Consider the following 20948-nt stretch of genomic DNA (forward strand, 5'->3'; position numbering starts at 1 on the left):
CACTTCCCTTCAGGCTTCCAAGTCACGGAAGGAATACGACCACTTTCTGCGAGCGGCTATCCGCGATAATGTCGATGGGTCATGAAGCAGAACTTCACAGTCAGGCATGGCGCGCTCGATGGCGTCGAGGCTTTTTTGAGCGTGGCCAAACACCGCAATTTCCGCAAGGCGGCGGCCGAGCTGGCCGTCACGCCTTCAGCGATCAGCCAGGCGATACGGACGCTCGAGGCGCGCATAGGTGCTGCGCTCTTTATCCGCACCACGCGCAGCGTCGGCCTGACCGAAGCCGGCGAGCGCTTTTTGGCACGCGCCCGGCCCGCCTTCGAGGAATTGATCGCCGCGAGCGAGATCGCACGCGGAATGGGCCAGCGGCCGGCCGGGCTCTTGCGCCTTTCTGTGCCGCCCGCGGTGGTGCCGGTGCTGCTGGAGCCGATGATCGCTTCCTTCTGCCAGGCCTATCCGGAGATCGAACTGGAGATCGTCGCCAGCGGCGAACTGGCCGATCTTGCCGCCGAGGGCTTCGATGCCGGCATCCGCATAGGGGATTTGATAGCCCCCGACATGGTCGCGGTCCGACTGACGCCGTCGTTTCCGATGATGATCGTCGGCAGTCCCGATTATTTGCGCCGGCGCGCGACGCCGGAGCGTATCGAGGATCTGCGCGACCATGCCTGCCTGCGCTTGCGCCGTTCGAACGGCTCGGTCGCGCCATGGTCGTTTGTCGACGGCAACAAGGCTGTCGAGGCAATCGTCTCTGGCCCGCTCATCGCGCACGACTACCCGTCGCTTCTCGGCGCAGCGATCCAGGGTGTCGGGCTGGCCCAGGTGCCAAGCCCGATCGCCGAAGCGCCGATCGCCGACGGGCGTCTGCAGGAGTTGCTCGGCCGCTTCGCGGTGACCGCGCCGGGCGTTTTTCTCTATTACCCGGAAAGGCACCAGGTTCTGCCCAAACTGCGTGTGTTCATCGATCACATCAGGCAGCCGGGCGGCGTCGATGCTTCCCCGAAGCGGCCACGGGGACGGCAGGCTCAGGCCTGACGCATCATTGGCGGCCTCCAGTCGTCAACGCCTACTGCTTGGCGTGCCAGGCAAGGAAACTGCGTATCTCCTCCCGCTTGTCTTCTGACAGACCCGCGAGGAGGTTCTCGTCCAGATATCCTTCCCGGATGAGAACGGCAAAGACGATGGTAAGCTGGGAATAGCGATAGTCGAACATCTGATCGATCTTCCGCCGTTGCTGCCGCAGGTAGTCTTCTATGTCCCACATGTCGGCAGGTGTCGTCACGGCGCCGGCCTTGCTTTTGAATTCGGCCATCATTTTGCCGAGCGCTGCCTCCAGAGCTGTATCGAAGGCGCGGCGCGCGAGCTTCTTTTCAGACGCAGTCCACCTGAGTTCGTTGACGTTCACGGATATCTCCTCGAAGACTTCATCCTTGCTGCCTGGCGCAATCTAGCGCAGGCATCGACGCCGAGCACGTCATCTTCGCGCTCGCTTCCTTTCCGCCGCGGCCAACAGGTCGACGAATGCGCGCACCTTGGCCGGCCTGAAACGGGCCGGCGGATAGACGGCATGAATGCCGCCGGACGGCAGGGTCCAGTCGGCGAACACCCGCACCAGCCGGCCGGCGGCGATTTCGCCTTCGACGGCGAAGTCGGGAAAGATGCCGAGCCCGATGCCGGCCAGCACACAGGCCAGCACGGCCGGTGTCTTGTCGCAGATCATGACCGGATTGAGCTCAGGCAACACCGTCTCGCCGTCCTTTGAAAACAACCATTGGCCGACGCCCCGCAATTGCGCGTTGCCGACCCATGGCAGGGATTTTGCAAGCTTCGGGCTCACATCGGCTGGAAGGCCGGCCACGAGCTTGGGGGTCGCGACGACGAATTGCTGCAAGGTTCCCAGGCGCCGCGCCTGGTTGGAGGAATCGGCGAGCCAGCCGATGCGGATGCCAAGGTCGATCCGTTCGTCGACCAGATTGCTGATCGCATCGTCGAAGATCGCCTCGACTTTCATCTTCGGGTACTTCCTCAGATATTCGGCAATGGTCGGGGCGACGATCTTCGCGCCGTAGTCGAGCGAGGCGGTGAGACGCAGCGTCCCGGTCGGCCTGCCCGCGCTTTGCGAGATGTCGCCATAGGCCGCCTCGGCCTCACGCAGGATGATGGCGGCCCGGTCATAGAACTGCCGCCCCTCCTCGGTTGCCGTGACGCGCCGCGTCGTGCGCTGCAACAGTGTCGCGCCAAGCTCCGCTTCAAGCTTGCCAACCTGGTGGCTGACGACGGCCTTGGCGACGTCGAGGCGATCCGCCGCGGCGGTGAACGATCCGGTCTCCACCACAGTGGTGAAGTAGACGAGCCGGTTGAGATTGAGGAGGTCGGCCATCGCTATTGTCTGATTTGGTCAGACAGTTTGTATGATTGATCGCGGTTTTTCGCAAGCGGCCGAACCGCCATTTACCCAGGAGACGATGCTCCCTGGACCAGATGGCAATGACCGACACCAGCGTGACCTATCTTTTCGACCCGCTTTGCGGCTGGTGCTATGGCGCCACGCCGATGCTGGACAGGCTTGCGGCGAGCGGCATCGCCATCGACCTGCTGCCGACCGGGCTCTTTTCCGGCGCCGGGGCGCGGCCGCTGGATGCCGGCTTTGCCGCCCATGCCTGGGCCAACGACCAGCGCATCGAACGGCTGAGCGGACAGGTTTTCAGCCAGGCCTATCTCGACAATGTGCTCAATGTCCGCGGCACCTTGCTCGATTCCAGCGCCGCAACGCTCGGCATAAGCGCCGCAGGCCTGGACGACCCCCACCTGCGGCTGCTGGCGCTGAAAGCGATCCAGCACGCCCGCTATGCCGACGGGCGCGACATCGTGACGGCAGCCGGCGTGGCGCAAGTGCTGGCCGATGCCGGCATGGCGGACGCAGCCGCAGCGGTGAACGCGCCGACGGACGAGGTGCTTGCCGCGCATCGCGAGCTGGTCGGCCGCGGACATGCCCTGTTCCAGCGGCTCCATGCCAACGGCGTTCCTTCACTCGCCGTCATCGGCAACGACGCGCCCCGGCTTATCGGCTCGAATGCGCTGTTCGGCAGCTACGACAATCTCGTCGCCCACATCCGGGCGGCGTGATCCCGATCCCCAAGCAAAGGAAGACTCCCATGAAGATCGCACTCATCGGCGCGTCCGGCCAGGTCGGCTCGCGCCTGCTCAAGGAACTCTCCGATCGCGGCCATGCCATCACCGCGATTGCCCGCAACCCGGAGAAGATTGCAGCGTTGCCCGGCGTCACCGCCGTCAGGGGCGATGTCTTCGACGAGGATGGTCTCGCCGCGCTGCTCAAGGGGCATGACGCCGTGATCAGCTCGGTGCATTTCACCGCCAGCGATCCCGACACGCTGATCGCCGCGGTGCGCGCCTCCGGCGTCAAGCGCTATCTGGTCGTCGGCGGCGCCGGCAGCCTCGAAGTCGCGCCCGGCAAGCGCCTGGTCGACACGCCGGAATTCCCGGCCATCTACAAGGCTGAGGCGCTCAAGGGCGGGGACTTCCTGGACAAGCTCAGGACCGTCACCGATCTCGACTGGACTTTCCTGTCGCCTTCGGCCCTGTTCGTCGCGGGCGAGCGCACCGGCAAGTTCCTGCTCGGCAAGGACACGCTGCTGACGAACGACAAGGGCAGCAGCATCTCCTTCGAGGACTACGCCATCGTCATGGCGGACGAGATCGAAAACCCGAAGCATATCCGGCAGCGCTTTACCGTCGGCTACTGAGGCGGTCTCTACTTCAGTCTTTGTGGTGGGCCGCCGTATATGGCGGCCCACCATCATGCCGGGCGCGACGCGATCAACGATTGGATGCGTTCGGCGTCCGCGCGCGTGACAGGATTGTAGACGATCATGCCGAGTTCTGGGCGGCCGTCGACCGCGAAGACCGAGAACTCCAGCTCGATCAGCCCGATCTCGGGATGGCGCAGACGCTTCACACCTTCGCCATGAGCGGGGACGACGTCGTTGCCCCGCCAGAGCGCGGCGAACTCCGGACTGATCCGGGAAAGCTCCTCGACGAGTTCCGTGACCTCCGCGCCGGCGCCGGCGCGGACGGCATCGGCCCTGAAGGACCCGACCACGAAACGGGCGACGCTCTCCCAATCGTCCTGCGCGTCGCGCACACGCGGGTTGCCGAACATGAGGCGCAGGATGTTGCGCTGCTCGCGCGGCAGCTTGGAATAGTCGGTCAGCATTGCCGCCGCGGCGCGGTTCCAGGCGACCACGTCCCATGTCGCGGTCTTGATGATCGCCGGGCTGGGGTCCAAGGCGTCAAGGACACGCTGGAGGCGCGGCGTCACGCTGTCGACGCTTTTGTAGCGGACTTCCGGAGGCCGCCCGAGACCCAGCATGAACAGGTGCTCGCGCTCGGGCTCTGTCAGCATAAGCCCGGTCGCGATGCGGTTGAGCACATCCGCCGACGGGGCGCCGCCCCGCCCCTGCTCCAGCCAGGTGTACCAGGTCGGGCTGATATTGGCGCGCTGCGCCACTTCCTCGCGGCGCAAGCCTTGCGTGCGCCGCCGCCCCGTGGCGAAGCCGAAGGCAGCTGGATCGAGGCGCATGCGACGATCTCGCAAAAAGATGCCAAGCTTGTTGGTCGTCTCGACCGGCATTGCGATCCTGTTAACTATTATACCATGATAAAGTCACTACTTTAACAGAATGAGTTATAGCGCAAGAAGGGCCTCGAAACAACAAGAGGAGACCCTCCCATGCGTGTATTCCTTACCGGCGCGACCGGCTTCATCGGTTCCAGGATCGTGCCCGAGCTTCTTGCCGCCGGGCACCAGGTGCTTGGCCTGACCCGCTCCGACGCCGGCGCGCGGTCGCTAGCGGCCGCGGGTGCCGGGGCCCATCGCGGCGACCTCGAAGACCTCGACAGCCTGCGCGACGGCGCGGCAAAATCGGACGCGGTGATCCACACCGCCTTCGATCACAATTTCTCGAACTTCGTCGCGAACTGCGAAAAAGACAAACGGGTGATCGAGGCGCTGGGCGGTGCGCTGGCCGGTTCGGACCGGCTGCTTGTCATCACGTCCGGCGTCGGCATGGGCTCCGCCGAACACGGGCAACCGGCGAAAGAGGACGTGTTCAACACCGATCATCCCAATCCGCGCATCCTGTCGGAGCTTACCGGCGCGGCGATGGCCGAGAAGGGCGTCAAGGTAGCGGTGGTGCGGCTTCCGCAGGTGCATGACACGGTGAAGCAGGGCCTCATCACACCGCTGGTGGCGCTCACGCGCGCCAAGGGCGTGTCGGCTTATGTTGGTGAGGGCCGCAACCGGTGGTCGGCGGCGCATGTGCTGGATGTCGCGAAGCTCTATCGTTTGGCGCTGGAAAAGCACGAAGCCGGCGTGCGTTACAACGCCGTCGCGGAGGAAGGCATCGCCACGCGCGCAATCGCGGAAGTGATCGGCGCCGGCCTCAACGTGCCGGTGGTCTCGCTCTCGCAGGAAGAAGCGGCCGGCCATTTCGAATGGCTTTCCATGTTCGCCGGCCTCGACATGCCGGCGTCCAGCGCATGGACGCGTGGGCATCTGGGCTGGCAGCCGACCGGGCCCGGCCTCATCACCGACCTCGAGCGGATGGATTATGCGCAGGCGGCAGCGGCCTAACTGGGCACGCCTTCTTCAGGCGCGCAGCAAATCCGCCAGGCTGTCGGACTTCTCCACCTTGTCGGTAAGATCCAGCCCTGACAGCAGGTCGACCAGATGGCTGTTCATCAGGGCGGCGGCGTCGGCGCTATCGCCGGCCTCGATGGCGTCGACCAGGGCGTGATGGGCGTGCTTCTCACAGGTCGCGTCGCGGCGCTTCCAGTAAAGCGCAATGATCAGCGAGGAGTGCGAAACGAGGTCGCGGACGAAGTTTGTGAACACCGAATGCGCCGCGATCTCGGCGATGCCGACATGGAAGCGCGCCGACAGCACGATGGCATCGCTGTCGCGGCCGTCATGCAGCGCCTCATGCTCCTTTTCGAGATGCTGACGCAATTGCACGATGTCCGACGGCACCGCCGCCCTGGCGGCAAGCGCGGCCACCTTGGGTTCGATCAGCGCCCTCGCCTCGAATACCTCACGGGCCTCGATCTTCGACGGCTGGGCGACGAAGGCGCCGCGATTGGGCTCAAGTCGCGCCAGCCGGTCGTGCGCAAGGGCCTGCAGGGCGGCACGCACGACGGTGCGGCTTACCGAATAGATCGATGCAAGCTCGTCTTCCGGCAGCTTGGTACCGGGGGCGAGGCGGTGGCTGACTATGGCGTCCCTCAGCCCATAATAGATCGGCGACCAGCGCGCCGCCGGCTTTTCGTCACGATCTTCTTGCCTGAGTATCGTCAACATACTTTCAATGCGCGGGCCCGAAATGGCCCGATCTGCCCCCAAATCGCCAGCAGCCCGTCCAATCTAGTATCGCTCGCGTCGCGGTCAATCCCACCTGTCCGGGTGTCGGCCGGTCGTCCGGCAGCATCGACCTGCCTAAACGACCTCGGCTTCCGTGGGCGACAGCGGTGCGAACATGCCGGCGAACCGCTTGCCACGCGGAGCCGCATAGCCGCCGATCTTCGATGTCTTCAACCCGACCTTGAACAGGCTCTCGGCCAGGGTAACGGCGCAGACGACCCCATCCAGCACCGGAACACCGTGCTCTTCCGACAGGCTGTGCGCAAGATCGGCCATACCGGCACAGCCGAGCACGATCGCTTCGGCCCTGTCCTCGCTGATGGCGCGCGCGATCTCCTGCGAAATCCGGTGTCTTGCGTTGGAGCCCGGACGTTCCAGTTCGAGCACGGCGACCTCGGATGAGCGCACCTTGGCGCAACGCGAGGCAAGACCGTATTTCGCCAGATTGTGTTCGATCGCCGGGACCGAGCGGGCAAGCGTGGTGACGACGCTGAACTTGCCAGCGACCAGGCTCGCCATGTGGAACGCAGCCTCGCCGATGCCGATGACGGGAGCCTCGGTAACGCAGCGCGCTGCGTCGAGCCCGGTGTCGTCGAAGCAGGCGATGACATAGGCATCCGCCGGCGCCTTGCCCATCTCGGCGATAATGCCCGGTATGGCGAAGACCTCGTCGAAATAGCCTTCGATGCTCGGCGGGCCGTCGGCCGGATTGACGGCGACGATCTGGGTCGCGCCGGAGGCGACGCTTGCCGCCGCCTCGCCGATCTTGGCGGTCATCGATGCGGTGGTGTTGGGATTGATGACGAGTATGCGCATTCCAATCAGCCTCAGATCTCACCGCCGAGATAAAGACGCTTGACCCTGTCGTCGGTCAGCAATTCGGCGGAGTTGCCGCTCAGCGCCACGCTGCCGGTAGTCAGCGCATAAGCGCGCTGCGAAATGCGCAGCGCCATGCGGGAATTCTGCTCGACCAACAGGACGCTGACCTTCTCGTCGCGATTGATGGCTACGATCGAGCGGGCGATATCCTGGACGAGCTTGGGCGCGACGCCGAGCGACGGCTCGTCGAGCAGCAAAAGCTTCGGTTTCGCCATCAGCGCGCGGCCGATGACCAGCATCTGCTGCTCGCCACCGCTCATCGTGCCCGCAGCCTGCGAGAAACGCTCCTTCAGCCGGGGAAAACGCCCCAGCACCATCTCCATCGATGCGGCAATCTCGGATTTGCTGGTGCGCGTGAAAGCGCCCATCAGGAGATTGTCCCTGACCGTCATGAAGGGGAAGACACGGCGGCCTTCCGGCACCATGGCGATGCCCATCTTGACGATCTCGTCAGGAGCGGCGCCATCGATACGCTTGCCGCCATAGTGGATTTCGCCGGACCTGATCTTGCGCAGGCCGGTGATGGCGCGAAGGATCGACGACTTGCCGGCGCCGTTGGCGCCGATCAGCGCGACGGTCTCGCCCTCGTTGACCTCGAGCGAGACACCTTTCAGCGCATAGACGTGGTCGTAGTAGAGCTCGACACTGGCGAAGTTGAGGATCTGGTTCATAGGCCGATCGCCTCGTCTTCGCTGCCAAGATAGGCTTCGATCACCTTCTCATTGGCCTGGATTTCCGACGGCGTCCCCTCGGCGATCTTCTGTCCGAAATTGAGCACGACGAGACGGTCGGAGATCTTCATCACGGCTGGCATGTCATGCTCGACGAGCAGGATGGTAAGGCCGCGCTCGCGCAGGCGCCGCACCATCTCGACCATGCGCATCGTCTCGTCGTGGTTCATGCCGGCAAAGGGCTCGTCGAGCAGCAGGATAGAAGGATCGGTCGCAAGTCCGATGGCGATGCCGAGTGCCCGCAAATGCCCGTGCGGCAGGTTGCGCGCGGTTTCGGCGGCGAGCGGGGAGAGGCCCAGTAGCGCCAGGATCTCATCGGCCGAGGCGCCGAAGGCGGCTTCGTCGGCCTTGGCCGCGCCGGTGCCGAGGAAGAAGCCGAACAGGCTCGCCTTCGAGCGCAGATGGTGCGCAATGACGACGTTGTCGCGCACGCTCATGTTCTTGAAGATCGTCGTCTCCTGGAAGGTGCGCACCACGCCCTTGCGGGCGGCGATGTGGGGGGCAAGACCGGAGATGCGTTCGCCCTTCAGACGCACCTCGCCCGTTGTCGGCCGCAGGAACGACGCGATCAACTTGAACAGCGTCGACTTGCCGGCGCCGTTCGGCCCGATCACCGACAGTATCTCCTTCTCGCGAACCGAAAAGGAAACGTTGTTGACCGCGACGAGACCGCCGAAGCGTTTTGTGAGGCCGGAGACTTCGAGCATTTCGGCCATGGCTCAGCCCTTCTTCCGGGTCATTTCGGCAAGGCTGAGCAAGCCGTTGGGCAGCACCAGCATCAAGACGATCATCAGGCCGGAATAGATGAGCAACTGGAACTGGCCGGTCTGGAACAAGAGGTCCCAGCCGAAATAGAGCACCAGCGTGCCGAGCATCGGACCGAACACATAGCCGAGGCCGCCGAGGAAGCAGTTCAGCATGAAGTTGACGGAATCGGTGACCGTGAAGCTCGACGGATAGATCGACTGCGAGATGGCGGCAAAGATGGCGCCGGAAACGCCGCCGAAGAAAGACGAGACGGCATAGGCGATGACGCGCAGATAAGCGATGTTGACGCCGATCGAGGAGGCAAGCTCCTCATTCTGCTGCAGCGACTGGCAAAGCTTGCCGATGCGCGAATTCACCAGCCGGTACATGACCGCGAAGCAGACCACCATCAGCGTGGCCGCCAGCAGGTAGAAGGCAAGCCGCGAATTCTGCAGCGTTGCGAAATCGGGGATCAGCGTGACGCCGAAGACCGACAGCGCGCCCGGCAGCGGGATGCTGACGATGCCCTTGGCGCCATTGGTGATCGGCAGCGCCAGCGCGAGCAGGCGTGCGACCTCGGTCAGCGTCAGCGTCACCATGGCGAAATAGACGCCGCGCAGGCGCAGGATCGGCAGGCCGATCAGCACGCTTGCCGCGGCGCAGAGCAGGCCGGCGACGGGGATCGTCGGCCAGAACGACCAGCCGTGGTTCATCACTAGGATGGCCGAGACATAGCCGCCCATCAGCGCGTAGGCGCCCTGACCGATATTGATGCGGCCGATGTAGAAGGTGAGCCACACGCCGGCGCTGGCGATGCTGAGCAGCGCCACCGAGGTAAGCGTGTAATAGAGGTCGATGCGGCCGCTCAACGAGATCGCGGCCGGCACGGCGATGAAGACGATCGCGAGGAAAGCTGCGACCGAAGCGATTTTCACATTGCGATTGCGGGTCATGGCGCGATCAACCCCACGGCTTGCCCATCAGCCCGTTGGGTCGGACCGACAGGAAAACCATCAGGGCGGCAAAGATGACGAGATAGGTCACGTCGCCATATTCGCGCAACACCGTGAGGCCGACCGATTCCATCATGCCGAGGATGAAGCCGCCGGCGATCGCACCGCCGACGACGCCGGCGCCGCCGATCATCACCATCAGGAAGGCTTTGATCGAGATCGGCCCGCCGATGCCGGAATTGACGCCGGTGATGGTGACCAAGAGCCCACCGACGACGCCCGCGAGCATGGCACCCATGGCGAAGCCGATCATCGAATAGCGGTCGACCCTGACCCCCATCAGTTGGGCGGCGACGCGGTCCTGGGCGAGGGCCCGCATGGCGCGGCCGACCCTGCTGTACTGCATGTATAAGACGAAAGCGGCGATGAAGATGATGGCCAGAGCGCCGACGACGAGCCGGTCGTAAGGCATGATGATGCCGGCATCGTTGAAGACGCCCTTGACGATCTTGGGAACGCCGCGCTGCTTTTCGCCGAATATGAGCAGGATGACGGCGTCGAAGAAGAAGGCCGTCGCGGCGGCAAGCAGCATGGTGCTTTCCTCGCGATGACTGCGCCTGATGACGGTTCGAAAGAGGAATTTCTCCATCAGCGCGCCGATGACGGCGAGCGTGGCGCCGGACGCCAGCAGCGCCACCACGAAAGGCAGGCCGAGCTGACCGTAGACGGTGTAGCTGATGAACCCGCCCAGCACATACATCTGGCCGTGGGCGAAGTTGAGCACGTTCATCAAGGCGAAGATCAGGGTGAGCCCTAGCGCGATCAGCGCATACTGGGCACCGAGATACAATCCGTTGGCGATGACCTGTTCCATGGACACCTTCGATCTGCCGCGGGGCCCGGAACACTGCCCGGACCCCCGGCATGCGGGAGGAAGCAACCTAGGAATCGAACCCTAGTCGACGGTGCCGACGAACAGGGTCTGGAAAGCGCCGTCCTTGTATTCATTGACCACCATCGGCACGGCGAGCTGGCGCTTCTGGCCGAAGGAGGTCGTGCCGACATAAGTCAGCTTTGCGTCCCCCTTAAGATACGGGTTGGGCGCCGAGAAGCTGTCCATAGTCTTCTTGAATTCCGCGACGTCGTCGATTGCCGCCGGATCGGCCTTCAGCGTTTCGAGGATGTATTCCAGCGCGTAGACCTTGGTGTTGGACTCGTCGTTGTACTCGCCGAACATCTTGGTGTAGCGGGTGACGAATTCCTTCATCTGATCCGAAGCGATCTCCGGCGTCGAGGCGCCGCCGACGGAGATGAAGCCGTTGGCGTACTCGCCGGCGCCCTCCTCCAGAACCTTGGCGTCCTGCGCGGTTTCGGTCGAGATCAGGCCCTCATAGCCGAGTTCGCGGGCGGCGCGGATGAGCAGCGGCGCGTTGGCCGGCGCCACGCCCGACAGCACCAGCAGGTCGGGCTTCAGCGCGACGATGGGCGTCAGCACCGGAGAGAAGTCGCGGGTGTCGTTCTGATATGTGTCGTTCTGGGCGACGACCTGCAGTCCGAGCGCCTTGGCCGCCTCGACGCCGCTGTCACGCTGGCTGAGCGGGTCGGATTCGTTTGCCGCGACAAAGGCGATCGTCTTCACGCCCTTGTTTTCCTTGAGGTATTTGTAGATCGCTGGCCCCGACTGGTAATTGGCGATCATGCCGAGCACGGCATTGGAGGCGGGCTTTTGGTAAAGCGCCTTGGGGAAGGCGTAGGGGAAATAAATGATGCCGTTGGCCTCGGCGACCGGACGCACCGCGGCGGCGCCATCATCGACATTCGGCCCGACGACATAGTGGATGCCTTCCTGCGCCATCTTCTCCATGCCGGCGATGGCGCGCTTGGGATCTTTTTGATCATCGAAGGTGACAATGTTGATGTTGTAGGTGTCATTGCCGATCTTGACGCCACCGGTCTCGTTGAGCCAGGCGGCGCGGGCCTGCATGGAGCGTACGTTCGAGGTGCCCCAGGCGGCCGCAGGGCCGCTGGTGACGCCAACGAAGCCAATTTTCAGTTCCTTGTTTTCAGCCTGCGCGGACGAAATGCCGACAGCGGCAATCGCCAGGGCCGAGACGGCGCCGAGCGCCATTGATTTCAGAGTCGAGCGACGGTTGATCATATTTGCAGTTCCCCTTGGTTATCGCGCTTTGTGTTTTGCTCATAGGCTGCGCGGATAGCGTAAGGGAAACCGGTGCCGATAGATTTCTTACTTTTTGTATACAATACTCCGATCGAATGTGTGCGATGGTTCGCCAAGGCAGGATCGGCATTCAAAGGAAGCGAAGTCCAAGCAACGGCAGCCGACCCAGCGGCTCCGATCGGTTCGCGGGACTATGAAGGCAAAGAGGATCGAGGCTTGTCGACGACCGGCCAGCACGCAAAGTCGCTGGCGCACTACTTCCCGCAATATTGGTCGTTGATGTCGTTTACCGCATTCGCGTCCGGTCCGACGCGATGGTAGGCGCAGGCGCCCGCTGCCGAGGTGGTCATCTGCTGGTCGTAATAGCGCGGACCGCCGAACAGCGTGTCGATGATGTCGTCACCAACCGGAACATAGCGCTCGTGCCCGGTGATCGGGTGGCGATACCGTTCGCCGGCGGAAGCCGGGGCCGTCATCGTGGCCGCCGCGGCAAGCACAAGCACCGAGATCGCAAAATATTTCGTCATAAGCGGCAACCTTCCGGCAATTTGGATCTGCAGCATATCCAAATCGCCAGCGGAGCAAAAGTTCCCGTTCGAGCTAATGCAGGTGCCGCAGCTTGTCGGGGTTGCGCATGACATAGATCGCCGTGATCTTGCCATCCTCGATGTCGAGAGCGGTGGTCTGGAGCTCGCCGTCGACCTCCAGCGTGACGAAGCCGGGCAGGCCGTTGATGAAGCCGTAGCGGACCAGCTTCGAGCGGTTGTCCTTGAGCCATGCCGCCACAACCGCGTATTGCGTCATGACCGCCTCGAACCCGAGGGCCGGCTCGATCGCCGCCGGACGCTTGCCGCCGCCATTGGCATGAGCGGTGACGTCGGCGCTCAGCATCGCGCCGAGCGCTTTCATGTCGCCGCTGCGCGAGGCGTTGAAGAAGGCCTCGGCGATCTCCAGTCCGCGCTGTCTCTCGACCTTGAAGCGGGGCCGCGCCTCACGGACATGCTCACGCGCCCGGGCGGCGAGCTGGCGGCAGGCGGCCGGATCGCGCTCGATCTCGGCAGCGACTTCCTCGAACTGCAGGCCGAACACGTCATGCAGCAGGAAGGCGGCGCGCTCGAGCGGCGACAGGCGCTCCAGCGCCATCATCAGCGGCAAGGTGACGTCGTCGGCCTCATCTTCGTCCACCAGCGGCTCAGGCAACCAGGGGCCGACATAGGCCTCGCGCTGGTGCCGCGCGGATTTGAGCTGGTCGAGGCATAGCCGCGTGACCGTGCGGCGCAGGAACGCCTCGGGCTGGCGCACCTCAGTGCGCTTGGTCCTCATCCAGCGGATGAAGGCTTCCTGCACCACGTCCTCGGCATCGGCGACCGAGCCCAGCATGCGGTAAGCGACCCGCATCAGCTTCGGGCGCAGCGGCTCGAAATCCGCCGCCGCGCCCGCGAATGCCGGCTCCGTCGTCAAGCGGCAGCCGCCTTGTCGATAGCCGCCTTGTTGGCAGCCTGGGCGGCAGCCGCCTTGTTGGAAGCCTTGACGGCCGCCGGTTCGACAAAGCCGCCGAAGCCGACCGCGATGCGGTTCCAGCCATTGATTATGTTGATCATCAATGTGAGCTTCACGCGCTCCTCCTCGGAGAAATGCGGCTTGAGCGCTTCATAAGCCGCCTCATGCGTGTGGCCTTCGCAAATCCTGGTCAGCGCCTCGGTCCAGCCGAGCGCGGCGCGCTCGCGGTCGGTATAGCATGGCGCCTCGCGCCAGGCCGACAACAGATAGATGCGCTGCTCGGTCTCGCCGCGCTCGCGGGCATAGGTGGTGTGCATGTTGATGCAGTTGGCGCAGCCATTGATCTGCGAGGCTCGGATCTCGATGAGCTCGGCAAGCGCCGGATCGAGGCTGCCGGCAATGGCGAGCGAGGCGCGGTGCCACTCCTTCATCAGCGAAGGGGCGGCGGCAAGGGGGTCAAGTCTGACGGTCATGGTCGGTTCCTTTCGTTGGTTCCAACCTCAAGACGAGCGAGCCCCGGCCAGTTGTGACATCGGCGCGGAAAATTTTGGCCGCCGTGCCACTTATCCGGATCGCCGAAAAATAACGGCAATCGCGACGGCGGATTTTCGACAATCGCCGACGCCGATGCCGGATATCCTGCATTCGTTCGGCCACCAGTCTCGGAGGCCTGAGGAATAGCCCGATGACAGCCAGAGTGATCGTCCTCGACGCCAAGCCGCTGGGCATGGAAGATGTCGCCGAGATCGCGCGGCGCAACGCCCGCCTCGTGCTCGGCGAGGAAGCCATGCGACGCATCCGCGCCAGCCGCGCCGTCATCGAGCATCTCACACAGCTCGGCAAGCCGCTCTACGGCGTCACCACCGGCCTTGGCGCCTGTGTCGACACGCCGCTTGCAGCAGGCGATCTGATCGCTTTCCAGCACAGCGTGCCGCTCAGCCACTCCATGGGCGCCGGCCCGGCGCTGCCGACGGAGGCGGTGCGGGCGCTGATGGTCGCGCGCATCTGCGGCATGGCCGCCGGCGGCACCGGCACCTCGGAGGGCGTGGTCATGGGCCTGGTCGCGGCGCTCAACGCCGGCGTCCATCCGGTGATACCGTCCTGGGGATCGGTAGGTGCCGCGGACCTTGCGCCGCTCGGCCATCTGGCGAGGGCGCTGCGCGGCGACGGCGAGAGCGAATACCAGGGCAGGATCATGGGGTCGGCCGAAGCGCTTCGGGCCGCCGGGCTGGAACCGCTCGACCTGCGCGAGAAGGACGGCCACGCGATCATCGTCGCCAACAGCCTTTCGACCGGAACCGCATGCCTGGCGCTTGAAGAGGTCGCTTGCCTGATCGACTGGTCGCTGGCGGCGGTGGCGCTCAACTACGAAGCCTTCCGTTCGTCGCTCAAGGCCATCGACGAGGATGCGCTCGCGGCGCGGCCGGCCTTCGGCCAGCGCGAGATCGGCGCGCGGCTGAGGGCCGAGCTTTCGGGCAGCGGGCTCTGGCAGGACAATGCCGCGCGGCGCCTCCAGGATCCGCTGAGCTTCCGCTGCGTGCCGCAGGTGTGGGGCGGCCTTCTCCACGCGTTCGAACAGGCGAAGCTGGCAACGGAGATCGAGCTTGGCCATTCCGGCGACAATCCGGTCATCCTGCCCGAGGCCGAACGGGTCGTCTCCAACGGCAATTTCGACCTCACCGCCTTCACGCTGACCTGGGAAAACCTTGGCCAGGCGCTGGCGCATTGCGCGGCCGGCACCGCCAACCGCTCGATGAAGCTGATGTCGCCGACCGTGGCGGAGCTGCCGCGCTTCCTGTCGGCCAGGGGCGGCAGCCGCCAGGGCTATGCGGAACTGCAGAAGCCGGTCGCGGCGCTCGAAGCCGAGATCCGGCATCTTGCCAATCCGATGTCGCTCAGCCCTTTAGCCATCTCGGACGGTATCGAGGACCAGGCTTCGATGGCGCCGCGCGTCGTGGCCAAGACTGCCGCGATCATCGAGCGCCTGCGCTATCTGGTTGCGATGGAACTGATCTTCGCCGCAACCGGCGTGGAGTTGCGCGGCGTGCTGGACAGCATGGGCGAAGGCCCCCAGCGCAGCTATGAAGCCGTGCGGGCACTTGTCGCCCCGCTTGACGACGATCGCGAAATGAGCGCCGACATGGCGCGGGTCGCCAGGATGGTGGCGGGGCCGCGGATCTAATCGGACGCGGAGCGACGCCGCGCCCATCGGTTCGGCGGGATCGTGCGCTGATCGTCAGTGGTAGTAGATGCCGCCGTCGACGTTGACCGCCTGTCCGGTGACGAAGGCCGACAGGTCGGAGGCGAAGAACAACTCCGGCCGCGCGTCAGTCGCGCGATATGGACAGCCCCGCGAGAAGCGGAGCGTACGCGGCGAGCCTGCGGGATACGAACTCAGTGAAGACCCGCACGCGCTTCGTCTTGCGCGTCTCCCCTTGTGTGAGAAGCCAGACCGTTCCGTACATGTGCAGGTCGGTGCCCGGCACCCTCACCAGCAGGGGGTCGGCATCTCCGACGAAGCACGGCAGTGTCGTCATCCCGAGCCCCTGCCGCGCCGCGACGATCTGCGCCTCGGCATCCGTGACCCTGAACGGAACCTCGGCGGTGCGAACCTCACCCTCGTGGGCCCAGTCCGGGATGCCATGAATGCTTATGACGATCCACCGGATGGGATCAGCCGCGCCCGCACGCCATGCGGCTAGTCGATCGCGGGACATGTAGATGCCGCCGAACAGCTCCGGTCCCTTCAGGCCGTGAAGATTGAGCGGCAGGGTTTTGCGGTCGTAGACCACGCGGATCGCGACGTCGGCCTCTCGGTTGGTCAGATTTGCCAGCTCGCCGGACGACAAGATTTCCATCTCGATGTCCGGATGCAGACGCGCGAAATCGGCGAAATCCGGCATGAGCAGATGTGTCGCGAGGGGCGGCGCCAGCGTCACCCGCAGAAGCCCGCGCACGCTCTGGTCGCGACCGAAGACGCGCGTCTCCAGCAGGTGCGACGACGATTCCATCTGGTCCGCGAACTCGAGGACCTCCTCGCCCGCAGCCGTCAGGCGGTAGCCCGAAGGCAGCTTTTCGAACATGTGCACCCCGAGGCGCTCCTCGAGTTGGGCGACGCGTCGCAGCACGGTCGAGTGGTTTACACCGAGGCGCTCAGCGGCAGCCCGCACCGAGCCGCCGCGGGCGACGGCAAGAAAGTAGCGAATGTCATCCCAGTCGATCATGGTGCAATCCGGCACCGCACGGTGCGCATTCCAAAGGCCGTATCTAACGCATCGCACACGGGCAGTCATCATAGCCTATGCCGACAAGCACGGCCTAATTCCGAACGGCGGACACCGATCGTCGCGGCTGGCGTCAGTCGTCCGGCCGGATCGATTTCGCACCACCGATGTGCGCGCTTCCGCACTCAACAACTGACGTCGGCGGACCCATTTCGAGGTTCTCGGGGGCGTCCCCGGACGACCAAAGGATTTATGACATGAACAGACTGAATGGAAAGACCGCCGTGATCACTGGTGGCGCTACCGGCATCGGCCGCGCCGCAGCGAAGCGCTTCATCGAGGACGGCGCCTTCGTCTTCATCTTCGGCCGCCGGCAGGAAGCGCTCGACGCCGCTGTGGCCGACCTCGGGCCTAATGCCCGCGCGGTGAAGGGCTCGGTCTCCGACCTGGCCGACCTCGACCGCCTCTACGCAGCAGTGAAAGCCGAACGCGGAACCCTCGACATCGTCTTCGCCAATGCCGGGGCGGGAAGCCCGCTTCCGCTCGGCGAGATCACCGCCGAGCACATCGACGAAACTTTCGACACCAATGTGAAGGGTACGATCTTCACGGTCCAGAAGGCGCTGCCGCTGATGGGCAAGGGCGGTTCGATTATCCTGACAGGATCGAGCGCTGGCACCACGGGTGCCCCGGCATTCAGCGCCTACAGCGCGAGCAAGGCGGCGGTGCGCAACCTCGCGCGGACCTGGGCGGAGGACCTGAAGGGCACGGGCATCCGGGTAAACGTGCTGTCGCCTGGGGCGACGGCGACCGAACTCGCGAAGGAAGCGCTAGGCGAGGAGGGCCAGAAGGTCTTCGCCTCGATGACTCCGCTCCAGCGCATGGCCGATCCGGCGGAGATCGGAGCGGTGGCTGCCTTTCTCGCGTCGCCGGACAGCAGCTTCATGACCGCCAGTGAGGTCGCCGTCGACGGCGGTCTTGCGCAACTCTGACGAGCTACGTCGGGCCAGGCTCTCCATTCGACTGTTCGGAGCGCCGTAGGGCTCGGTAAATAACCCAGCGCCGTTGAAGGCCGGGGAATCAATACCACACTGAATGGAGAAGTATTATGAGCTATGCGATTATAGGATTCGGTAAGATAGGCCAGGCCCTCGCCCACGCCTTCGCCCGTAAAAACATCGACGTGGCCGTCGCGAGCCGCCGGCCGCCCGAGGCGCTGGCGCCGCAGGCCCGGGCGATCGGACCCACGGTCGTCGCCAAGTCGCTGCGAGATGCCGTCGAGGCCGACACGATCATCTTGGCAACCCCGTTCTGGGAGCACCGCGAGGTTGCGAAGGCCCTGCCGAGCTGGGAAGGCAAGACGATCATCGACGCGACGAACGCGTTTCCGGTGCCTGAAGAGCTGCACGGTCTCCCGTCCTCCGCCTTCGTCGCGAAGGCGTTCACCGGCGCCAAGCTCGTCAAAGGGTTCAATCACCTGATTGCGGCCACCCTGGCTACTGATCCGATCGTCGAGGGCGGCCACCGGGTCGTCTTTCTGTCGAGCGACGACGAGGAAGCGATCGCTCCCGTGGCGGCCTTGGCCAAACAACTCGGGTTCGCACCCGTCAAGCTGGGAAAGCTCAACGAGGGTGGCGCGCTGGTGCACGCACGCGGCCGCACCTGGGGCCAGCTGATCTTCCAGGACCTGTTCAAGAAGGAGCAGTGACCGATGTATGACCACGTGATTTGGCCCGAGCGATATGATCCGAAAACGTCGGCTATCTACGCACTCAACGACATTGACGTGAAGGCGCCGCCTGAAGTGGTCTGGAAGCTGCTGGTCGATGCCGAGAATTGGTCGAGCTACTTTCCCGCCGAAGATCAGGTCAGGATCCTGACCGGCAAGCCGGAACTGGCGCTTGAAACCAGATACACCCGGGTGACGGTTGGCTTTCCGATGAGCCTGGTCGTGACGGAGTGCGAACCCTTCCGCAGGCTGGCATGGGCGACAACAGTCGATGGCGATGTTAGCGGATCGAGCGCGTATCACGGCTGGGTCATCACTCCTACAGCCGATGGCTGCCATGTGCTGACCGAAGAAACGCAGCAGGGCCCCTGGTTCCTTGAGGAACTCGGGCGCAAGCATCCCGGTGCACTCTATCGTTATCACCAGGAATGGGTCGAAAGCCTTGCCCGCGCTGCGGAGGCGGAAGTCGCGCGAACAAGGGCGGATTGACGTGCTTGTCCTGAGGTCTCGCCGCGTCGCCTGGGCCGCGATGCTTTCGACCGAACAGTGCTGGGCCAGGCTTCGTCCAAATATTATCGGTACTCAACTGGCGACGGGCGGTTCCAGCCTGGATCGGCGGATGATCACCACCTACCATTGGAGATGAATGATATGAATATTGAACTCAGGGGCCGCAAGGCGATTGTCACCGGATCGACCGCCGGTATCGGCCGCGCGACGGCGGAGGGGCTGGCCCGTGCCGGCGCATCGGTCGTCGTCAACGGCCGTGGGAATAGCCGGGTCGACGAGGCGGTGCGGCAGATGCGGCAGGCCTTTCCCGGAAGCGACATCTCGGGCATCGCCGCCGATCTTGCGACAGCGGAGGGTGCCGAGGCCTTGATCGCGCAGGCGCCGGACGCCGATATCCTTGTGAACAACGTTGGTACGGCTCACCTCCGGGGCTACAATGGCGTCGAGGACATAGCGAATATCCCCGACGAGGACTGGCTCGGCCTCTTCCAGTTGAACGTAATGAGTGGCGTGCGCGTGACCCGTCATTACCTGCCGCGGATGGTGGCGAAAGGCTGGGGCCGTGTCGTGTTTGTCAGCAGCGAGTCCGCGGTCAACATCCCCAAGGAAATGCTCGACTACGGCATGACCAAGACAGCTCAACTCGCGATCTCGCGCGGGCTTGCCGAGGCGGTCGCGGGCACGGGCGTCACCGTCAACGCCGTCTTGCCGGGACCTACCCGCTCTGAGATCCTGGGCGACTTCATGGCGAAGCAGGCCGACGCAAACGGGATCACGCAGCAGGAAGCCGAGCAGGGCTTCCTGAGGGCGATGCGTCCAACCACCCTCATCCAACGCTTCTCGACCACCGATGAGGTGGCCAACATGATCATCTATGCATGCTCGGAGCAGGCTTCGGCGACAACCGGCGCGGCTTTACGGGTGGATGGCGGCGTGGTCCGTTTCGTCGCGTAGCTGCCGAGACGATTATGGCGCCACTGGCGCCGACCAGCGGACGGTCGGCGCCAGCGCGTCCCTTGAGTTTCTCCTGTCCGGTGTCTTCAGGCCGAATACTGGCCGTGATCTTCACCTGTTTCTCGACACACGCTGCAATAGGTCGAGGAAGGCGCGCACGGCGGGATTGGCGCGCCGGCTTTCCGGCCAGACCGCCGTGATATTGTGCCGCTCGACCGCATGGTTGGAAAGCACCGGCACCAATTCGCCACGCGCGACATAGGGCGCCGCGATGAAGTTTGCGCTGATGCCGATGCCGCCGCCTGCAACCAGCGTTGCGATCAACGCTTCGCTCGCGTCCACGACAATGCCGGATGGAGGCATGATTTCGATTTCGCGATCGCCGACACGGAAAGGCCAGCGCAACACTTGGCCGCTGCTTTGATAGCGCAGGGTCACAGTATCGTGTCCTTCCAGTTCGTCCGGATGCGAAGGAGTGCCCCGTGCGGCCAGATAGGCTGGCGACGCGAAACAGCAGAGCCAATGCGGTGCGAACTGGCGCGACAACAGCCGCGAGTCAGCGAGATCGCCGATCCGCACCGCAATGTCGATTCGCTCTTCAATGATATCGACGAACTGGTCGCTCAAGCGAAGGTCGACTGCGACCTTGGGGTGCAGTCGACGAAAACTCGGCAGTGCGGGTGCGATCATATGGATGCCGATCGGCAGCGAGGTGGCGATCCGCAGAGTGCCTGACGGTTCCGAGCGCGCCATCGTCGCCAGTTGCTCGATCTCCTCTGCTTCGCGCAGCAGCCTAAGCGCGCGCTCATGCAGATCGCGCCCTTCTGGTGTGAGCGTCAGCGAGCGGGTCGTTCGGGTGATGAGGGATATGCCCAGGTTCTGCTCCAGCCGTTGGATGCTTTTGCTGATCGCCGAGGGCGAAATCGACAAGGATCGGGCGGCCGCGGTGAAGCTGCCCATCGACCCGACACGGGCGAAGGCGATCAGCCCCGTCAGCCTTTCAAGTGCTATTTGTTCCTTCATGGAATTACTAAAGCGAATTCGAGCGCAATTATCAATCTTCCAGCATGCATCATATGACGTTCACATTGGGCATAGCTGAT

At 64.2% G+C, this 20948-nt stretch carries 24 protein-coding genes; 9 read left to right on the plus strand and 15 right to left on the minus strand.

All coding sequences use genetic code 11. From position 1 onward, the window contains the following. Positions 1–81 precede the first annotated feature (81 nt). On the plus strand, positions 82–1038 hold the full coding sequence (locus tag AC0L2L_RS09530; protein ID WP_473577802.1) for a LysR family transcriptional regulator: 957 nt from the start codon (positions 82–84) through the stop codon (positions 1036–1038). A 31-nt stretch (positions 1039–1069) separates the two neighbouring features. Here AC0L2L_RS09530 and AC0L2L_RS09535 read toward each other — a convergent pair whose 3' ends face one another. Both AC0L2L_RS09535 and AC0L2L_RS09540 read right to left on the minus strand, forming a co-directional pair. Then, complete coding sequence (locus tag AC0L2L_RS09535; protein WP_473577804.1) at positions 1070–1408, minus strand: hypothetical protein; 339 nt, start codon at positions 1406–1408, stop codon at positions 1070–1072. 69 nt (positions 1409–1477) lie between these two features. Continuing rightward, a complete protein-coding gene (locus AC0L2L_RS09540; protein WP_473577805.1) occupies positions 1478–2383 on the minus strand; it encodes a LysR substrate-binding domain-containing protein in 906 nt (301 codons plus the stop codon). A gap of 107 nt (positions 2384–2490) precedes the next feature. Here AC0L2L_RS09540 and AC0L2L_RS09545 point away from each other — a divergent pair, with 107 nt between their 5' ends. Both AC0L2L_RS09545 and AC0L2L_RS09550 read left to right on the plus strand, forming a co-directional pair. Next, positions 2491–3129 carry a DsbA family protein gene (locus AC0L2L_RS09545; protein WP_473577806.1) on the plus strand — a complete coding sequence of 213 codons (639 nt, stop codon included), beginning with the start codon at positions 2491–2493 and terminating at the stop codon, positions 3127–3129. A gap of 29 nt (positions 3130–3158) precedes the next feature. Then, positions 3159–3767 carry an NAD(P)-dependent oxidoreductase gene (locus tag AC0L2L_RS09550; RefSeq protein WP_473577807.1) on the plus strand — a complete coding sequence of 203 codons (609 nt, stop codon included), beginning with the start codon at positions 3159–3161 and terminating at the stop codon, positions 3765–3767. 53 nt (positions 3768–3820) lie between these two features. On the opposite strand, the gene AC0L2L_RS09555 is transcribed toward AC0L2L_RS09550, so the two are convergent. Next, a complete protein-coding gene (locus AC0L2L_RS09555) occupies positions 3821–4654 on the minus strand; it encodes a helix-turn-helix transcriptional regulator (RefSeq protein ID WP_473577808.1) in 834 nt (277 codons plus the stop codon). A gap of 99 nt (positions 4655–4753) precedes the next feature. Between AC0L2L_RS09555 and AC0L2L_RS09560 the strand changes: the two genes are divergently transcribed. After that, positions 4754–5656 carry an SDR family oxidoreductase gene (locus tag AC0L2L_RS09560; RefSeq protein ID WP_473577809.1) on the plus strand — a complete coding sequence of 301 codons (903 nt, stop codon included), beginning with the start codon at positions 4754–4756 and terminating at the stop codon, positions 5654–5656. A 15-nt stretch (positions 5657–5671) separates the two neighbouring features. On the opposite strand, the gene AC0L2L_RS09565 is transcribed toward AC0L2L_RS09560, so the two are convergent. From AC0L2L_RS09565 to AC0L2L_RS09610, 10 genes are all read right to left on the minus strand, one after another. Continuing rightward, positions 5672–6379 (minus strand): GntR family transcriptional regulator, encoded by a 708-nt coding sequence (locus AC0L2L_RS09565; RefSeq protein ID WP_027164416.1) that lies wholly within the window; start codon positions 6377–6379, stop codon positions 5672–5674. Between the two features lie 135 nt (positions 6380–6514). Continuing rightward, positions 6515–7255: an aspartate/glutamate racemase family protein gene (locus AC0L2L_RS09570; RefSeq protein ID WP_473577811.1), complete on the minus strand. Its 741-nt coding sequence runs from the start codon at positions 7253–7255 to the stop codon at positions 6515–6517. Between the two features lie 11 nt (positions 7256–7266). Next, positions 7267–7989: an ABC transporter ATP-binding protein gene (locus AC0L2L_RS09575; protein WP_473577812.1), complete on the minus strand. Its 723-nt coding sequence runs from the start codon at positions 7987–7989 to the stop codon at positions 7267–7269. Continuing rightward, complete coding sequence (locus AC0L2L_RS09580; protein WP_473577813.1) at positions 7986–8765, minus strand: ABC transporter ATP-binding protein; 780 nt, start codon at positions 8763–8765, stop codon at positions 7986–7988. The genes AC0L2L_RS09575 and AC0L2L_RS09580 overlap by 4 nt, the downstream gene beginning before the upstream one ends. A gap of 3 nt (positions 8766–8768) precedes the next feature. Further along, on the minus strand, positions 8769–9749 hold the full coding sequence (locus AC0L2L_RS09585; protein ID WP_473577814.1) for a branched-chain amino acid ABC transporter permease: 981 nt from the start codon (positions 9747–9749) through the stop codon (positions 8769–8771). 7 nt (positions 9750–9756) lie between these two features. After that, complete coding sequence (locus tag AC0L2L_RS09590; protein WP_473577816.1) at positions 9757–10623, minus strand: branched-chain amino acid ABC transporter permease; 867 nt, start codon at positions 10621–10623, stop codon at positions 9757–9759. Positions 10624–10704: 81 nt separating this feature from the next. Further along, a complete protein-coding gene (locus tag AC0L2L_RS09595; protein WP_473577818.1) occupies positions 10705–11907 on the minus strand; it encodes an ABC transporter substrate-binding protein in 1203 nt (400 codons plus the stop codon). 275 nt (positions 11908–12182) lie between these two features. After that, entirely contained in the window at positions 12183–12455 is a 273-nt protein-coding gene (locus AC0L2L_RS09600) for a hypothetical protein (protein ID WP_473577820.1), read from the minus strand. Positions 12456–12528: 73 nt separating this feature from the next. Then, positions 12529–13326 (minus strand): sigma-70 family RNA polymerase sigma factor, encoded by a 798-nt coding sequence (locus AC0L2L_RS09605; protein ID WP_473577982.1) that lies wholly within the window; start codon positions 13324–13326, stop codon positions 12529–12531. Between the two features lie 59 nt (positions 13327–13385). After that, positions 13386–13901, minus strand: coding sequence for a carboxymuconolactone decarboxylase family protein (locus tag AC0L2L_RS09610; protein ID WP_473577822.1), 516 nt, complete (start codon positions 13899–13901; stop codon positions 13386–13388). A 212-nt stretch (positions 13902–14113) separates the two neighbouring features. On the opposite strand from AC0L2L_RS09610, the gene AC0L2L_RS09615 reads away from it, so the two are divergent. After that, complete coding sequence (locus AC0L2L_RS09615; protein ID WP_473577823.1) at positions 14114–15610, plus strand: HAL/PAL/TAL family ammonia-lyase; 1497 nt, start codon at positions 14114–14116, stop codon at positions 15608–15610. Between the two features lie 145 nt (positions 15611–15755). On the opposite strand, the gene AC0L2L_RS09620 is transcribed toward AC0L2L_RS09615, so the two are convergent. Next, entirely contained in the window at positions 15756–16652 is an 897-nt protein-coding gene (locus tag AC0L2L_RS09620; protein WP_473577825.1) for a LysR family transcriptional regulator, read from the minus strand. 257 nt (positions 16653–16909) lie between these two features. Between AC0L2L_RS09620 and AC0L2L_RS09625 the strand changes: the two genes are divergently transcribed. The 4 genes from AC0L2L_RS09625 to AC0L2L_RS09640 all read left to right on the plus strand — a co-directional run bounded on the left by AC0L2L_RS09625 (position 16910) and on the right by AC0L2L_RS09640 (position 19845). Beyond that, positions 16910–17644 (plus strand): SDR family NAD(P)-dependent oxidoreductase, encoded by a 735-nt coding sequence (locus AC0L2L_RS09625; RefSeq protein WP_473577827.1) that lies wholly within the window; start codon positions 16910–16912, stop codon positions 17642–17644. A 116-nt stretch (positions 17645–17760) separates the two neighbouring features. Beyond that, positions 17761–18360, plus strand: a complete 600-nt coding sequence (locus AC0L2L_RS09630) for an NADPH-dependent F420 reductase (RefSeq protein WP_473577828.1) — start codon at positions 17761–17763, stop codon at positions 18358–18360. A 3-nt stretch (positions 18361–18363) separates the two neighbouring features. Beyond that, entirely contained in the window at positions 18364–18870 is a 507-nt protein-coding gene (locus AC0L2L_RS09635) for an SRPBCC domain-containing protein (RefSeq protein WP_473577829.1), read from the plus strand. A 162-nt stretch (positions 18871–19032) separates the two neighbouring features. Next, the gene (locus AC0L2L_RS09640; protein ID WP_473577830.1) at positions 19033–19845 is read left to right on the plus strand and encodes an SDR family NAD(P)-dependent oxidoreductase; all 813 of its coding nucleotides are present in this window, start codon (positions 19033–19035) and stop codon (positions 19843–19845) included. 111 nt (positions 19846–19956) lie between these two features. Here AC0L2L_RS09640 and AC0L2L_RS09645 read toward each other — a convergent pair whose 3' ends face one another. Then, positions 19957–20868, minus strand: coding sequence for a LysR family transcriptional regulator (locus tag AC0L2L_RS09645; protein ID WP_473577832.1), 912 nt, complete (start codon positions 20866–20868; stop codon positions 19957–19959). Positions 20869–20948: the final 80 nt, after the last annotated feature.

Source organism: Mesorhizobium sp. WSM4832 (genome assembly GCF_055811115.1).

What these genes read in the sequence shown, in the direction of transcription:
- AC0L2L_RS09600 (WP_473577820.1), bottom strand. Translation starts at nt 12,455, where the DNA reads ATGACGAAATATTTTGCGATCTCGGTGCTTGTGCTTGCCGCGGCGGCC.
- AC0L2L_RS09560 (WP_473577809.1), top strand. Translation starts at nt 4,754, where the DNA reads ATGCGTGTATTCCTTACCGGCGCGACCGGCTTCATCGGTTCCAGGATC.
- AC0L2L_RS09545 (WP_473577806.1), top strand. Translation starts at nt 2,491, where the DNA reads ATGACCGACACCAGCGTGACCTATCTTTTCGACCCGCTTTGCGGCTGG.
- AC0L2L_RS09540 (WP_473577805.1), bottom strand. Translation starts at nt 2,383, where the DNA reads ATGGCCGACCTCCTCAATCTCAACCGGCTCGTCTACTTCACCACTGTG.
- AC0L2L_RS09575 (WP_473577812.1), bottom strand. Translation starts at nt 7,989, where the DNA reads ATGAACCAGATCCTCAACTTCGCCAGTGTCGAGCTCTACTACGACCAC.
- AC0L2L_RS09625 (WP_473577827.1), top strand. Translation starts at nt 16,910, where the DNA reads ATGAACAGACTGAATGGAAAGACCGCCGTGATCACTGGTGGCGCTACC.
- AC0L2L_RS09615 (WP_473577823.1), top strand. Translation starts at nt 14,114, where the DNA reads ATGACAGCCAGAGTGATCGTCCTCGACGCCAAGCCGCTGGGCATGGAA.
- AC0L2L_RS09565 (WP_027164416.1), bottom strand. Translation starts at nt 6,379, where the DNA reads ATGTTGACGATACTCAGGCAAGAAGATCGTGACGAAAAGCCGGCGGCG.
- AC0L2L_RS09580 (WP_473577813.1), bottom strand. Translation starts at nt 8,765, where the DNA reads ATGGCCGAAATGCTCGAAGTCTCCGGCCTCACAAAACGCTTCGGCGGT.
- AC0L2L_RS09635 (WP_473577829.1), top strand. Translation starts at nt 18,364, where the DNA reads ATGTATGACCACGTGATTTGGCCCGAGCGATATGATCCGAAAACGTCG.
- AC0L2L_RS09640 (WP_473577830.1), top strand. Translation starts at nt 19,033, where the DNA reads ATGAATATTGAACTCAGGGGCCGCAAGGCGATTGTCACCGGATCGACC.
- AC0L2L_RS09595 (WP_473577818.1), bottom strand. Translation starts at nt 11,907, where the DNA reads ATGATCAACCGTCGCTCGACTCTGAAATCAATGGCGCTCGGCGCCGTC.
- AC0L2L_RS09590 (WP_473577816.1), bottom strand. Translation starts at nt 10,623, where the DNA reads ATGGAACAGGTCATCGCCAACGGATTGTATCTCGGTGCCCAGTATGCG.
- AC0L2L_RS09550 (WP_473577807.1), top strand. Translation starts at nt 3,159, where the DNA reads ATGAAGATCGCACTCATCGGCGCGTCCGGCCAGGTCGGCTCGCGCCTG.
- AC0L2L_RS09530 (WP_473577802.1), top strand. Translation starts at nt 82, where the DNA reads ATGAAGCAGAACTTCACAGTCAGGCATGGCGCGCTCGATGGCGTCGAG.
- AC0L2L_RS09585 (WP_473577814.1), bottom strand. Translation starts at nt 9,749, where the DNA reads ATGACCCGCAATCGCAATGTGAAAATCGCTTCGGTCGCAGCTTTCCTC.
- AC0L2L_RS09645 (WP_473577832.1), bottom strand. Translation starts at nt 20,868, where the DNA reads ATGAAGGAACAAATAGCACTTGAAAGGCTGACGGGGCTGATCGCCTTC.
- AC0L2L_RS09570 (WP_473577811.1), bottom strand. Translation starts at nt 7,255, where the DNA reads ATGCGCATACTCGTCATCAATCCCAACACCACCGCATCGATGACCGCC.
- AC0L2L_RS09555 (WP_473577808.1), bottom strand. Translation starts at nt 4,654, where the DNA reads ATGCCGGTCGAGACGACCAACAAGCTTGGCATCTTTTTGCGAGATCGT.
- AC0L2L_RS09630 (WP_473577828.1), top strand. Translation starts at nt 17,761, where the DNA reads ATGAGCTATGCGATTATAGGATTCGGTAAGATAGGCCAGGCCCTCGCC.
- AC0L2L_RS09620 (WP_473577825.1), bottom strand. Translation starts at nt 16,652, where the DNA reads ATGATCGACTGGGATGACATTCGCTACTTTCTTGCCGTCGCCCGCGGC.
- AC0L2L_RS09605 (WP_473577982.1), bottom strand. Translation starts at nt 13,326, where the DNA reads ATGCGGGTCGCTTACCGCATGCTGGGCTCGGTCGCCGATGCCGAGGAC.
- AC0L2L_RS09610 (WP_473577822.1), bottom strand. Translation starts at nt 13,901, where the DNA reads ATGACCGTCAGACTTGACCCCCTTGCCGCCGCCCCTTCGCTGATGAAG.